This window comes from Streptomyces sp. NPDC031426, assembly GCF_055581585.1.
Genome location: NZ_JBVIJE010000018.1, coordinates 1 through 13,432, shown reverse-complemented (window position 1 = coordinate 13,432; position 13,432 = coordinate 1). Strand labels below are relative to the sequence as shown.

At 67.8% G+C, this 13,432-nt stretch carries 8 protein-coding genes, 1 tRNA gene and 2 pseudogenes; 5 read left to right on the top strand and 6 right to left on the bottom strand.

Annotated features, from left to right (window positions below; genetic code table 11):
* Positions 1-8: 8 nt before the first annotated feature.
* Together ACZ5NH_RS30620 and ACZ5NH_RS30615 are read right to left on the bottom strand one after the other, a co-directional pair.
* On the bottom strand, positions 9-2,537 hold the full coding sequence (locus ACZ5NH_RS30620) for an ABC transporter permease (protein ID WP_468779776.1): 2,529 nt from the start codon (positions 2,535-2,537) through the stop codon (positions 9-11).
* Positions 2,537-3,307 carry an ABC transporter ATP-binding protein gene (locus ACZ5NH_RS30615; protein ID WP_388631970.1) on the bottom strand — a complete coding sequence of 257 codons (771 nt, stop codon included), beginning with the start codon at positions 3,305-3,307 and terminating at the stop codon, positions 2,537-2,539. Before ACZ5NH_RS30615 ends, ACZ5NH_RS30620 begins: the two co-directional genes overlap by 1 nt.
* A 447-nt stretch (positions 3,308-3,754) precedes the next feature.
* On the opposite strand from ACZ5NH_RS30615, the gene ACZ5NH_RS30610 reads away from it, so the two are divergent.
* Positions 3,755-3,841: transfer RNA gene (locus tag ACZ5NH_RS30610), tRNA-Leu, on the top strand.
* Between the two features lie 662 nt (positions 3,842-4,503).
* Here the strand turns inward: ACZ5NH_RS30610 and ACZ5NH_RS30605 are convergent.
* Positions 4,504-4,860 (bottom strand): hypothetical protein, encoded by a 357-nt coding sequence (locus ACZ5NH_RS30605; RefSeq protein ID WP_468779774.1) that lies wholly within the window; start codon positions 4,858-4,860, stop codon positions 4,504-4,506.
* Positions 4,861-5,082: 222 nt separating this feature from the next.
* Between ACZ5NH_RS30605 and ACZ5NH_RS30600 the strand changes: the two genes are divergently transcribed.
* On the top strand, positions 5,083-7,380 hold the full coding sequence (locus ACZ5NH_RS30600) for a hypothetical protein (RefSeq protein WP_468779772.1): 2,298 nt from the start codon (positions 5,083-5,085) through the stop codon (positions 7,378-7,380).
* A gap of 67 nt (positions 7,381-7,447) precedes the next feature.
* A pseudogene (locus ACZ5NH_RS30595) lies at positions 7,448-7,622 on the top strand (site-specific integrase); the annotation flags it as partial.
* A 68-nt stretch (positions 7,623-7,690) separates the two neighbouring features.
* On the opposite strand, the gene ACZ5NH_RS30590 reads toward ACZ5NH_RS30595, so the two are convergent.
* Positions 7,691-8,401, bottom strand: coding sequence for a hypothetical protein (locus ACZ5NH_RS30590; protein WP_468779770.1), 711 nt, complete (start codon positions 8,399-8,401; stop codon positions 7,691-7,693).
* The gene (locus ACZ5NH_RS30585) at positions 8,376-9,029 is read right to left on the bottom strand and encodes a delta-60 repeat domain-containing protein (protein ID WP_468779768.1); all 654 of its coding nucleotides are present in this window, start codon (positions 9,027-9,029) and stop codon (positions 8,376-8,378) included. The genes ACZ5NH_RS30590 and ACZ5NH_RS30585 overlap by 26 nt, the downstream gene beginning before the upstream one ends.
* 886 nt (positions 9,030-9,915) lie before the next feature.
* Between ACZ5NH_RS30585 and ACZ5NH_RS30580 the strand changes: the two genes are divergently transcribed.
* Positions 9,916-11,175, top strand: a complete 1,260-nt coding sequence (locus tag ACZ5NH_RS30580) for a zinc-dependent alcohol dehydrogenase family protein (protein WP_468779766.1) — start codon at positions 9,916-9,918, stop codon at positions 11,173-11,175.
* A gap of 413 nt (positions 11,176-11,588) precedes the next feature.
* Positions 11,589-12,802: pseudogene (locus ACZ5NH_RS30575) on the top strand (IS110 family RNA-guided transposase).
* A 16-nt stretch (positions 12,803-12,818) separates the two neighbouring features.
* Here ACZ5NH_RS30575 and ACZ5NH_RS30570 read toward each other — a convergent pair.
* Positions 12,819-13,031: a hypothetical protein gene (locus tag ACZ5NH_RS30570; protein WP_468779764.1), complete on the bottom strand. Its 213-nt coding sequence runs from the start codon at positions 13,029-13,031 to the stop codon at positions 12,819-12,821.
* Positions 13,032-13,432: the final 401 nt, after the last annotated feature.

Here is a 13,432-nt window from a genome sequence, read left to right as displayed (position 1 = left end):
TACCACCGCTACTCGGCCTTGATCGCCGCCAGCATGTTCAGCCTGGCCGCGCGCCGGGCCGGCCACAGCGCGGCGAGGACGCCGACCGTGCCCGCCAGCAGCAGGAAGACCGCCATCCGGCCCCAGGGCAGGACCAGTTCGTACGTCGGCATCTTCGTGCCCAGCAGCTGACCGGCCGCCCAGCCGAAGAACACGCCGAGGCCGATGCCGAGCACGCCGCCGAACAGGGAGATCACCAGGGACTCCAGGCGGACCATCCGCTTGACCGCCTTGCGGTCCAGGCCGATCGCGCGGAGCATGCCGATCTCCTGGGCGCGTTCGAACACCGACATGGCCAGCGTGTTGATGACGCCGAGGACCGCGACGATCACCGCCATGCCGAGCAGGCCGTAGAGCATGTTCAGCATCGTGGTGAAGATCTGCGCGATGCTGTTGGAGATGTCCTGCTTGTCCTGGATCTTGATCGCCGGGTTGGTGCCGAGGACCTTGGTCAGCCGGGTCTTCGTCGCGTCGGAGGGGCCGTTCGCCGTCTTGACCATGACCTGCATGTCGGCCGGGTCCTTCAGGTGCGGGGTGAGGACCTTGTTGTCGAGCATGATGCCGTTGATCATGTCGTTGCCCTCGTAGACACCGGCGACCGTCAGCGTCCGGGCCTTGCCGTCCTCGAAGTGCGCGGTGAAGTGCGAACCGGGCGTCCAGCCGTACTCCTTGGCCCGGTCCTTGTCCACGACGGTCTGCGAGCCGCCCACCTCGAACGTGCCCTCGTCCACCTTCAGATCGGTCAGCTTCCCGATGGACGAGCCGTCGACCCCGGTCAGGAACTCGGTCTTGCCGTCGATGCGGGAGGCGGCGTTGCGCAGCGGGCTGCTGGCGGTGACGCCGTCGGCGGCGGCGAGCCTGGTCGCCACGTCGGGGGAGAGCGGGGAGCGGTTGGCCATCGAGACGACGTAGTCCGCGCGGATCGCCGAGGACGCCATCTTGTCGATGGCGGTCTGCAGGCTGCCCGCCATCACCGTCATCCCGGTGATCAGGGTCAGGCCGATCATCAGCGCGGACGCGGTGGCCGCCGTACGGCGCGGGTTGCGCACCGAGTTCTGGCGGGCCAGCTTGCCCGAGACGCCGAAGGCGCGCAGCAGCGGGGCGGCGGCCGCGATCAGCGGGCGGGACAGCAGCGGGGTCAGGATGAACACGCCGATGATGAGCAGGACCGCGCCGATGCCCATGGGACCCTGGGCGGAGTCGGTGTTCATCGTCGTGGCCGCGAGGACCACCGCGACGCCGGCTGCCGCGAACAGCGCGCCGAGCGTGTTGCGCAGCACCAGCGACTTGGTGGTGGCCTTGGCGTGCACGCTGCTCATCGCCGCCACCGGCGGGATCTTCGCGGCCCGGCGGCCGGGCAGCCAGGCGGCCAGCATGGTGATGAGGATGCCGACCGCGAGGGCGGCCACCACGGTGCCGGGGCTGATCACCAGCGGCCCGTCGGGCACGCTCGCGCCGAAGGAGCCCAGCAGCGAGCGCAGGCCCGCGCCGATGCCGATGCCGGCGGCGAGCCCCGCCACCCCGGCGACCGCGCCGACCGCGAACGCCTCGATCAGCACCGAGCGGGTCACCTGGCGGCGGGAGGCGCCGACCGCGCGCAGCAGGGCCAGTTCCCGGGTGCGCTGGGCGACCAGCATGGTGAAGGTGTTGGCGATGATGAACGTGCCGACGAACAGCGCGATACCCGCGAACACCAGCAGCGCCTGCTTCAGGCCGCTCATCGAGTCGGCGATCTGCTTCGCCTGGGCGTCGGCGAGCTGCTTGCCGGTGGTGGTCTCCACCATCTGCGCGGGCAGGGCCTTGTCCAGCTCGGCCTTCAGCGCGGTCTGGCTGGTGCCGGCCGCTGCCTTGACGTCGATCTCGTCGAAGGTGCCCTTCTTGCCGAACAGTTGCTGCGCGGTCGGTGTGTCGAACAGCGCGAGGCTGCCGCCCGCCGACACATTGCCGTCGTCGGTGGTGAAGATGCCGGCGAGGGTCGGGGTGAGGACCGGGCCGTTCACGGACAGGCGCACGGTGTCGCCGACCCGGTAGCCGGCCCGCTCCGCGGTCCTGGAGTCGAGCAGGACCTCGCCCGCGCCGCGCGGGGCGTGGCCGCTGACCAGCGGGTACCGGGCGTCCTTGGTGCCCCAGTAGTTGCCGCCGTTGGACTGCCAGTCGCCGCCGACCAGTTTGCCGTCCTTGCCGGCGACGGCGGTGAAGCCGCTGACGACACCGGTCGCGGAGGCGGCGCCCGGGAGCTTCGCGGCCTTGTCCAGCGTGGCCCGGGTCAGGTCGGACAGCTTGCCGACCTTGTCGCCGCTGGAATCCTGGTACTTGGGCTGTACGGCGACGTCGACCCGGTCGAAGCCCTTGGCGGAGCTCTTCTGGTAGGCGTCGGAGATGGTGTTGGTGAAGACGAGCGTCCCGGAGACGAAGGCCACGCCGAGCATGACGGCGAGCACCGTCATCAGCAGCCGGGCCTTGTGCGCGAGGACGTTGCGCAGGGCGGTGCGGAACATCAGGAGGTACGGCCCTTCGCGTCGAACTGCTTCATCAGGTCGAGGACGGAGTCGGCCGTGGGCCCGTGGATCTCGTCGACGATCCGGCCGTCCGCCAGGAAGACCACGCGGTCCGCGTACGCCGCCGCCACCGGGTCGTGCGTCACCATGACGACGGTCTGGCCCAGCTCGCGCACGGAGTTGCGCAGGAAGCCGAGGACCTCGGCGCCGGAGCGCGAGTCGAGGTTTCCGGTCGGTTCGTCACCGAAGATGATCTCCGGCTTGGAGGCGAGGGCGCGGGCGACGGCGACACGCTGCTGCTGGCCGCCGGAGAGCTGGGAGGGCCGGTGGCTGAGCCGCCCGGACAGGCCGACCATCGAGATCACCCGGTCCAGCCAGGCCTTGTCCGGCTTCCGCCCGGCGATGTCCATCGGCAGGGTGATGTTCTCCAGGGCGGTCAGCGTCGGCAGCAGGTTGAAGGCCTGGAAGATGAAGCCGATCTTGTCCCGGCGGAGCCTGGTGAGCTGCTTGTCCTTCAGGGAGCCCAGCTCGGTCTCGCCGATCCGCACCGAGCCGGAGGAGAAGGTGTCGAGGCCGGCCACGCAGTGCATCAGGGTGGACTTGCCGGAGCCGGACGGGCCCATGATCGCGGTGAACTCGGCCTGCCGGAAGTCGACGGAGACCCGGTCCAGGGCGACCACCCGGGTCTCACCCTGCCCGTAGATCTTCGACAGCTCCGTGGCGCGTGCGGCCACGGCGGTGGTCCGGCCGGCGGTGGGTGTGGTGGTCACGGGACGGTGCTCCTGTCAGGACGACGTGTGTTCCAAGGGGACCGCTCCATCGTCCCGGCACACAGCGCGCGTGTAGTCAGTCGCTGTTCCGGTTCCGGAGGCCGACTCGGGTCGGACGGAAGAGCGCGGCGTCATACCTGGGGAGGACGGCGGACCCTGAGACCGGCACCGCCCCGGATCGCCGTCGACTCGCCCTCGACTCGCCCTCGAACCGCTGTCCGACGATGTCGAGAACGGGTGGAACACCCTCGTTCGGACGGTGAAATTCCGTCATTCCACGTACGGCCGTACCCACGTCACGTCAGGCTGTTGGCAAGTGCGGATGGCCCGTTCCACGGGCTGATGCACCCTCAGACGTCAATAAAATAAGACAACATCGGTCCGCCCTTCCGCTGTTCGGGGGATGCGTCCCGATAGGCTCGAACCTCGTAGCGGAGCCCATGGCCTGCCCGGATGGTGGAATGCAGACACGGCGAGCTTAAACCTCGCTGCCCCTTCGCGGGCGTGCCGGTTCAAGTCCGGCTCCGGGCACCACCTCGTCTGCTACGCAGGAGGCGGGCCGCCCTCGGGGTGACCCGGAAGTGGCCCGCTGGTTGCAGTTCTGGTTGCAATTACGGTTCCCGCAGCGCGCCGCCGAGCCGTTTCGCGGCATCCTTCGTCAGCTTGCGCCCCGCTGATTCGGTGACGCTTAGTGACCGACAGAGGCAGTCGCTCCTACGGTGCGCTAAGGGCAGCGCCGGGGGCGCACCGCGCAGCTACGGGGCTTGTCGACCCCCGGCCCCACGACACAGGCCATGGTCGACCGTTGGGCGCCACGTGGTGGAGCAGACTCGGACAACATCTCCAGAGACTCCCCGGCGGCCTGGCAACGCCCTGCGTTACGCGCAGGTGCGTCAGACCGGCCGGGCCCTGGGAGCGTTCGTATGGCCGGACGGCGTGCTCTGCGTTGAGCAAGGCGTCATCGCGCCCTCTTTTCGATGCTGTGCGGCCGCGCCTTACGAGGCCCGGCGGCGGTCGCCGTGGTGACGGCCGAACACCCAGGGGTGTGCTTCGGGGGGTTCGCCGCAGACGTCGCAGACGCCGAGGCGCGGGAGCACCACCTCAATGTCAGCCGTGGATGTCAGAAGTCTTCCGATCCATGACCCTAGAGAGAATGGAAACTGAGACAGCAGCGCGCCCCAAGCCGCCTCCCAACTTCAAGGCCTGAGCCTGTTGTATTGGGGGTCGAAGCAGATCAGGCCCATGGAGTCCGCGAGGGCCGCCGCATAGGTGGAAGACTCCTCAGCCATATTCCACCGCATCGGGAAGTAGACAAGCGGGCCGCTTGCCTCTCCGATCAGCGGCCCCGTCGACCAGGGGGAGGTGTCCTCGACGTCCTCGGTCAAATCGCACCACCGCTCCAGGAGCGCGGCGACGTAAGCCGCAATGCGCTCGGTCGGGGGATGTTCATCCTCCGTGTCGACGTAGCGGTCATAGAGGGCCGTGAAAGTTCGCCCGGCCGCCCTGTCGTCCGCCGGGCGCGCGCCCTCCCACACAGCCAAGTCGTAGCTCATGCCCGGAGGCTCTCACACCGCACTGACAGGCCGGCATTGCTGGTAGAACAGGCAAGGTAGGCACAATGGACGGTCTCTCAGCCGAGGGCACCATCAGCTTGGGAAGCGACGGCACTTGTGCCGCGAACCGGCTCCTGACCTCCACCCCACCCGCTGTCGGGGCCCGACCTTCCCCGTGCTAGGTTGCGCCCCTTGATCGTGAAAGTCATGTGGGGGCCTTTCATGAAGCTGGCGCGATTCTCGCCGCCAACCGCCGCAGCGCTGCTCGTGGGACTGACGACTGTCATCGGTCCCGGCGCGGTCGACTCATACGCGGCGTCCGACATACCGCTGCCGATCGCGCACTTCGCTCACATGGTCGTGGACGCTCCGCACGGACACCTGTTCATCAGCGGCGGCGCCGGCACCGACGGCATCCTCGTCACAGACCTCGACGGCGGGAACCCGACGATGATCAGTGGTGAGCCGGGTGCCACCGGTCTCGCCCTCTCCGACGACGGATCCGCGCTGTACGCGGCTCTCCCGGACCAGGACGCGATCGCGGCGATCAACACGGAGAACCTGACCGAGTCGGCTCGTTACGGCACGGGCGCGGGCACCCATCCGGACTCGCTGGCCGTCGCCGGGGGCACCCTCTGGTTCGGCTACGGCACAGCAGGCGTTGGCGGCATCGGATCCGTCGACAGAGCCGGTACGGTCACTTTGGCGCAGGGTTCAGACAGTTGGGCAGGGTCGCCGCTGCTGGCGACGACCCCGATGCCCTCCGGCGTACTCGCGGCTGCCGTGCAGACGGGCGACACGTCCGCCTTCGTCACGTACCGGGCGGAGGGGGGTGCCCTGACCCGGCAGGCGGCGAAGGCGCTGCCCTTCCCCGACTTGGGCGACCTCGCGGTCACTGCGGACGGGCTGCACCTGGCGGTGTCGTCATCGCAGAATGCGAGCATCGGTCGGTACCGCACTTCGGATCTGGCGGTTGACGGATTCTTCGCCACGGTGGTGCCCGCCAAGTCTGTCGCCGTGGCCCCGGACGGCACCGTAGCGGGCGGCGACGACGGGCTCGAGGCGCTTCCGGAGACGGGCGTGGGCTACTACAACGAGTACGAGTTCGGCTATCCGCTGAGCTCGGCCGCACATGGCGTTGCCTGGGCACCGGACGAGAGCCGGCTCTATGGTGTGGCCGTGGACGCCTCCGGGGGAACACCGACGCTCCACGTCGCTCGTACCCCGGAAATCGCGTCGGTCAGGCTCTACGGAAGCGCGACCGATCCGATCGCCCCCGGCGAGGCCTATTCGTTCCGGGCGGGGTTCGATTCGCCCCTCAGCCTCAGAGCCGGAGAATCCATGATTCCCGGCACTGTACGGATCACGCGCTACGACGACGCCGATCCGGACGGCGTGCTCATTCCAGACCCGACGACGACCCCGGCGAATGCGGCCGACTGGTTCGGCGTCTACCACGTCACCGGCACCGCCCCCCTCGCCGGTCAACTGAGCTTCCGCGTCGACTACTCCGGAAGTGGCCACTACGCCCCGGCCGGCCAGACCTTCGACATCCCCATCGCGAAGTACGCGCCCACCATGGCGCTGACTGCTCCCTCCGCCGGCGACCGTGCCGCACCGATGACCGTCACCGGTCACCTCACCTGGCCGCATGCGCATGTGACGACCGGCGCGGTCCACGTCGTCAAGACCGACCTGGCGCACCCCTCCGGCTACTCGGTGGGCACCGTGCCCGTCGCCGCCGACGGCAACTTCGCCTTCCACGACACCCCGCAGTTCGGCGGCGCGAACACGTACGCCTTCACCTACGACGGTGGCACCTCCTACCTCCCGGTCACGGCGTCGGCGAAGGTGCAGGTGTCCCGAGCCAATCCGACCTTGAGTGTGGCGACCGACGCGAAGTCGTACCACTCCGGCGCGACCGTCAAGGTCACCGCGCATCTGGGGACCACATACAACTCCGGCTCCGTGACGCTGTACGACCAGCCCGCGGGCAAGTCGCGGACGCAGCTCAAGAGCGGCAAGGTCGACGCGCACGGGAACCTCGTCGCGTACTACAAGATCACCCGCAACACCGTCTTCAGCGCGGCCTTCGCGGGGGACTACCGCTACGCGCCGCGCACGGTGACCACCAGTGCGACCCTCACGCCGACGGTCCGGACGGAGATGCAGTGGCCGACGGAGACCACACGCATCGGATCCACCACCTACCAGGTCTTCTACAAGTCCGAAGTCAACATGGGCTTCAACCTGCAGGTCACTCCCCATCAGTCCGGCGGCTGTATGTCGGTGTACGTCGAGCACTACTACTCGGGGGCCTGGCACCAGGTCACCTTGCAGAGTTGTGTGCCCTTGTACTCCGACGGCTGGTACGGCTACGGCCGGGCTCTGAAGCTCTTCGCCAGCAGTGACCACTACCGCATCCGCGGCCACTACACGCCGCCAGCCAGGGGCGCACAGACCGGCAGCGTGTGGAGCCAGTGGACCTACCTCACCGTCCGCCCCGGCAGCCCCTCATGAGGCCGGGCAGTGCGGTGACGGTTGGTGGCCGGCTCCGGTCCATGGCACCCGAGTAAAAGCGGTCCGGCCTCCCATGACCAAGTGGCTGATCTTCACCGGACCGCGCGGCGGCCACGTATCGCGTACGTCCTCGACGAGAGATATGGAAGCGGGCACTCGCCAAGGCTGGGCTGATCCCCGAGAGGAAGCCGGTCGAGTCGTACGCCGAGTCCCGTGAGAACGGCATGCACGCCCCAAGACACGGCCCACGCCCACCGAAAAGCCCCCTACCAGCGGCGAACCCGCAGGTAGGGGGCTTCTTCCGTGTGGGCTACTTCCTGCCGTGGGACGCGTGGTGGCCCGGCTTGTGGTGGCTCGGCTTGTGGTGGCTCGGCTTGTGGTGGTGGGGCTTGTGGTGGCTTGGCCTGGGGTGGCACGGATCCGGGTCGATGACAGTCGGATCGGTGGCGGTAGCGGTGCCGTCGCCGCCTCCGCTGACGGTCGCGGTGTTGGTGACCGTGTCGGTGGCGGTGCGGGCGACGCGGACCCTCAGGGTGATGGGTGGGTAGTTGCTCCCGGCGGCCAGCACGTCGGTGCGGGTGCAGGTGAGAGTCGACTGGGTGCAGCGCCAGCCGTTGCCGGTGATGGCGGTGGCGGTGAGTCCTGCCGGGAGGGCGTCGTGGACGGTGACTGTGGTGCCGTTGGTCGGGGCGGTCCCGTTGTTGCCGACGGTGATGGTGTAGACGCCCACCCTGCCTGGGATGAAGTTCCCTGTGTGGGTCTTGCTGATGGTCAGGGAGGGCTGGGGGACGCCACCGCCCTGATAACGAGCCAGCGCGAAGTCGAAGGTGCCGCTTGCGTTGCTTCGGCCGGCGGCGACGATCTTGCCGTCGGTCTGCAGCGCCACCCCCGAAGCCACGTCGTTGCCGCGGGTGCCGAAGTCTGTGATGACCTTGCCGCCGGTGCCGAAGGTGGAATCCAGGCTGCCGTTCGTGTTGTAGCGGGCGAGCGCGAAGTCAGCGTTGCCGCCCGCGGTGGTCAACCCGGCGGCGACGATCTTGCCGTCGGTCTGCAGCGCCCCCCGAAGCCACGTCGTTGCCGCGGGTGCCGAAGTCTGTGATGACCTTGCCGCCGGTGCCGAAGGTGGAATCCAGGCTGCCGTTCGTGTTGTAACGGGCCAGCGCGAAGTCCTCGCCGCCGAACGCATCGGTCGTGCCGACGGCGACGATCTTGCCGTCGCTCTGCAGCGCCAACCCTGAAGCCGTGTCGTTGCCGCCGAAGTTGGTGGTCAGGGCGCCGGTGCCGTTGAAGGTGGGGGCCAGGCTGCCGTCGGTGTTGTAGCGGGCCACCGCGAAGTCGGAGATGCCACCCGCGAGGGTGAAGCCGACGGCGACGATCTTGCCATCGGGCTGCACCACTACTGCGCGAGCCCCGTCGGTGCTGCCGAAGTCGGTGGTGACCTTACCGCCGGTGCCGAAAGTGGTGTCCAGGCTGCCGTCGGTGTTGTAGCGGGCCAGCGCGAAGTCGAAGTCGCCGGCCCCGTCGCTCTGGCCAACGGCGATGATCTTGCCGTCGGCCTGCACTGCAGTGGCAAAGTCGTTGCCGCCGAAGTCGGTGAGGACTTTGCCGCCGGTGCCGAAAGTGGGATCCAGATCGCCCGGAGCGGCCACCGCGACCCCAGGGCAGAACAACACCAGCGCCGCACCCAGGGCCCGCTACTACCCCAACCCGGCTGTGTCTCACCCGCTGCCCGCCTCTTGCGCATCTGGTACGTCTGAACGCGAAGAGCAGGTCGAGAAGAAACCTGGGCATCTCCTTTCAAGCTGCCTTTCATCTTCCGGCCGCCGTAGGCCACCCACATCCAGCGGTCATCGCAGCGGCGACTTTTCCTCGGGGGGTACCTCGTGCGCCCATTCATGGCGGGGACGGGGCGAACGCAGGTCGTCCCGGCGACCTGGCGCCTAGACAACTACCGCTTCTTCTCTTCGTGTCCCCAATGGCGCGCCTTGGTCCGGCCAAGCTCGCCCAGACGGCGCTTGATCGGCCCAGGCACCCTCTTCGTGCCCATCCGCCCATGCCGCGATAGTGCCCATGGCCGCTTCCGGCCCCTCTGACTTGGCTTGGCCGACGTCATTGGGGAACGCGACGACGCGGGGGGATGGGAAGAAGGAACCAGCACTCCGACGGGTTGACTCGGTCATTAAGACTCCGCCGACCTCGCGCCTTCGCCTGCGGCAATACGGACTGGCGACCAGGTGGAGCCGTCGGAGGCTGAATTGCAGAGCCTGTCAGTGGCGCTTAGCGTGATGTCGGGGACTCCAGGGGATCTCGGGTGCGGTGCGTGCGGCGGACTTGGCAGGGCATGCGCCCGGGGTTCAGTCCATCGAGGTGATCAATGATGACTGACAGCACACAGACGCTCGTCAAGAATCTCGCCGACACCTTCAGGCATCCGATCCGTTCGCCGATCCTCCACTCTGACCTCAGATCAGTTCGCTGCGGCGAGCGGTCCTGATCAACGGACCTCAGTAGGCCGCACGAACCCAGCTCGCTCACATGATCATGCTGGGCGAGTCGGTAAAGGCCCAGAGGCGACCTGACGCCGATGACGCTCTGCGCACGGGCCTGCTCCGTCTAGAAAGAAAGGTCCGGAGCCTGGTCGCCGACGAGGTTGCCGCCACCGGCATTGTTCCTGTCCAGAACGCCCGCCGAGTTCGTCAGGCGCTGAGAGACGAAAGGTCACTCATGCCACAATCCATGCGCGCGCTCGTAGCCGGAAAGGTTGGCGAGCCAGCCGATGTCCTGCGGCTGGAATCTCGTCCTGTTCCCGCGCCAGAGGCCGGTCAGGCGTTGATCCGCGTGAAGGCGACTCCGATTCACGCCAGTGATCTGCACGTGCTGCGTGGCCGCTACGGTTTCTCCCCCGAGTTTCCCACTGTCGGGGGTCACATGGAATGCGTGGGCCGTATTGAGGCCCTGGGCCCGGATACCGAGGGACTGAAGATCGGCGAGCGCGTGGTGGCCGTTGTTGTCCCGGCGGTACCCGGGCCGCATGTGGCCGGCACTTGGCAGGAATACCTTGTTGCCGATACACGAAGGCTCCTGCCGGTCCCCGATCATCTGAGCGACTCCAGCGCCTGTCAGCTCGCCGTCAACCCGTTGACCGCGCTGCTCCTGGTGACTCGCGAACTCGACGTACAGCCGGGTGAATGGTTGTTGCAGACGGCCGCGGGCTCCACCGTCGGCCGGCTTGTCATTCAGCTGGCCAGGCATCTGGGTATTCGCACGATCAATGTCGTGCGGCGGCGCGATGCCGTCGAGGAGATCAGGGCGCTTGGTGGTGACGAGGTCATTTGCACTGAGGACGAGGACCTGGTGCAGCGTGTGGCCGAGATTGCAGGGTCAGCTGGCGTGCGCAAAGCCATCGACTGTGTCGCGGGCCACGTGGGTGCCCAGGTGTCCCAGGCGTTGGCTCCGGGAGGAGAGGTGGTGGTCTACGGCGCGCTCTCCACCCATCGGCAGACTGACCCGGCAGCACTGACGATCCCGCTGCAGGCACGCTCGGTCATCTACGAGACCAAAGCAGTCCGTGGCTTCTGGCTGAACCGCTGGTTCGGCACTGCCTCACCTGCGGATGCGCTGCGCGCGCTATCCGAGGTTTGCAGTCTCGTCGCTGATGAAGTGCTGAGCATCCCCCAAGGCGAGCCGTTCCCGCTCGAACGCTTCACTGAAGCCATCTCGTTCGCCGAAGCACCCGCACATGGCGCAAAACCGCTTTTCGTCTTCGAGGATGGCCGGGACGAAGGCGACAGGTAGGACGCGGCCCGGCCGGTGCACCGGCAGCGTGGCTGAGGCCCGTGAGGGTGGAGAGAGGCACACGCGCGCGTGATCGGCCGGTGTAGCCGCCGTCGTGGCTGACGTTCGTCGGCTGAGGCACAGACGCCCCTGGGAACGTGCGCCGTCCTCGCTGTTGGACGGTGCCTCATCGGCTTGACTCGGTCATTGAAACTCCAGCCCAAAGCCGCTCCGTAAGGTGTTTGGCGGTCCGGAAGAGTGGGGTGTGGCTCTAAAGTCGCTTGCCCCCGGTGGCTCCGGTGGAGTGGCCGCCCTGCTCTTCGGGACGCCCGGGCCGCTGATCGAGATGTGCGAATCGGTCGCTGTTTACGGAGCTGACGGCGGGGTGTCCTCGGCCCAACGGCACGCTGTTCCGCAGCCCGAGGAGACCCCACATGACGACACAAAGGCCCCGTTTATGGGTCGGTATCGACGCCAGTAAGGCCCACCATTGGTGGGTCGCCATCGACGACATGGGCACCACCGTCTGGAGCCGGAAAGTCAGCAACGACGAGGCCGTCATCCTGGCCGGCCTGAGTGAAATCCTCGCACTGTCCAGCGAGGTTCGATGGGCGGTGGACCTCACAGGCACCGCGCCCGCCCTGCTGCTGGCCCTGCTCGCCGGCCACGGGCAGCCGGTCGTCTACGTCCTGGTCGGACGGTCAACCGCATGTCCGGCGCCTACCGGGGCGAGGCCAAGACCGACGCCCGCGACGCCTACGTCATCGCCGACACCGCTCGCCTGCGACGGGACTTCGCCCCCGTCGAGGTCCCCACGAACCTCGCCGCTGACCTGGCCCTGCTCACGACCCATCGCTCCGACTTGATCGCCGACCGGGTCCGTCTGCTCAACCGCCTCCACGACGTGCTCACCGGCCTCAGCCCCGCTCTGGAAGCGGCCTTCGACTACGCCGACCACAAGGGCGCCCTGGTCCTACTCACCGGCTACCAGACCCCCACCGCCCTACGCCGCTGCGGCCAAACCCGTCTGACCCGCTGGCTCGCCGCCCGAGGCGTGCGCCACTCCGAAACGGTCGCCGCCACCGCCCTCACAGCGGCGCACGCCCAACGCATCCAACTGCCCGGCCAGGACACGGCCGCGGGCATCACCGCAGACCTCGCCGCGCAGATACTGGCCCTGGACGAACGGCTCAAGCAGCTCGACCGGCAGATCAGCGACGCCTTCCCCACCCATCCGCAGGCCGCCGTCATAGAGTCGATGCCAGGCATGCGGCCGATCCTTGGAGCTGAGTTCCTCGTTGCCGCGGGCGACCTGGCGAGCTACCCCGACGCCGGACATCTCGCCTCCACCGTCGGCTTGGTCCCGGTCGCCAAAGACTCCGGACGTCGCACCGGCAACCTCCACCGATCCCAGCGCTGCAGCCGCCGCCTTCGCCGCGTGTTCTACCTCTCTGCCCAGACCAGCATCATCCGCGAGGGCCCCAACCGCACCTACTACCTTAAGAAGCGAGCCGAGGGCCACAAGCACATCCCCGCCGTCATCGCCCTCGCCCGCCGACGAGTCGATGTCCTGTGGGCCCTGCTCCGCGACAACCGGCCCTTCACAATCACACCACCGGCAAGGGCGGTCGCCTCCACGGAAGGCTGAGCTCGCCGGCTGCGCCTCACAGTCGCGCGTTGAGGGTCATGAACGCGCGCCGCTCGATGAAGTGTCCAAAGGTCGGTTCGGGCTGCCCGCCCACGAGATCCACTCCGCACATGTAGAGCTCTGGACGATTCGACAGCAGCTCGAAGTCGCGCAGCGCATCGTCGAAAGCACAGATGACGCCCGGCTCGGACGCGGAGTCGATCAACAGGACGTGATCGTGGGCGCCCATAGGAGTCACTCTTGCCCACTCCACTGCCTCATCATCTGAGACGCCATGAAGCCCGAGGGACCGACACGGCAAGTCTCGCCAGTCAATGCCATTGCCCGCCCACGGGAGGGTGCAGAGGTAAGCATCGAACGCTGAAGCAAGCTCGATCGTGCTGAATCGAAGCATCGTGATCCGCGATCCAGCGGGAGATCTCTTCAGCACGCACACGCGCAGGGTAGTCGAGCCGACCTCGGCGGACCATCGACGTCGGTCAGCTCTGGACCAGGTGGTGCCCCTCGACGTGGGCAACGACGCTTGACTGCGTCATTAAGACCTCGTCTCATTTGGTGAGTCTGCGGTAGCAGATGAGGCTGCAGGCGATGGCGGTGAAGGCCATGAAGTGTTCGGCTTTGCGCTCGTAG

Bases quoted from the DNA above. Each gene is read 5' to 3' on its own strand.
- ACZ5NH_RS30580 (WP_468779766.1), top strand. From the start codon at position 9,916: ATGATCATGCTGGGCGAGTCGGTAAAGGCCCAGAGGCGACCTGACGCC.
- ACZ5NH_RS30600 (WP_468779772.1), top strand. From the start codon at position 5,083: ATGAAGCTGGCGCGATTCTCGCCGCCAACCGCCGCAGCGCTGCTCGTG.
- ACZ5NH_RS30570 (WP_468779764.1), bottom strand. From the start codon at position 13,031: ATGGGCGCCCACGATCACGTCCTGTTGATCGACTCCGCGTCCGAGCCG.
- ACZ5NH_RS30605 (WP_468779774.1), bottom strand. From the start codon at position 4,860: ATGAGCTACGACTTGGCTGTGTGGGAGGGCGCGCGCCCGGCGGACGAC.
- ACZ5NH_RS30620 (WP_468779776.1), bottom strand. From the start codon at position 2,537: ATGTTCCGCACCGCCCTGCGCAACGTCCTCGCGCACAAGGCCCGGCTG.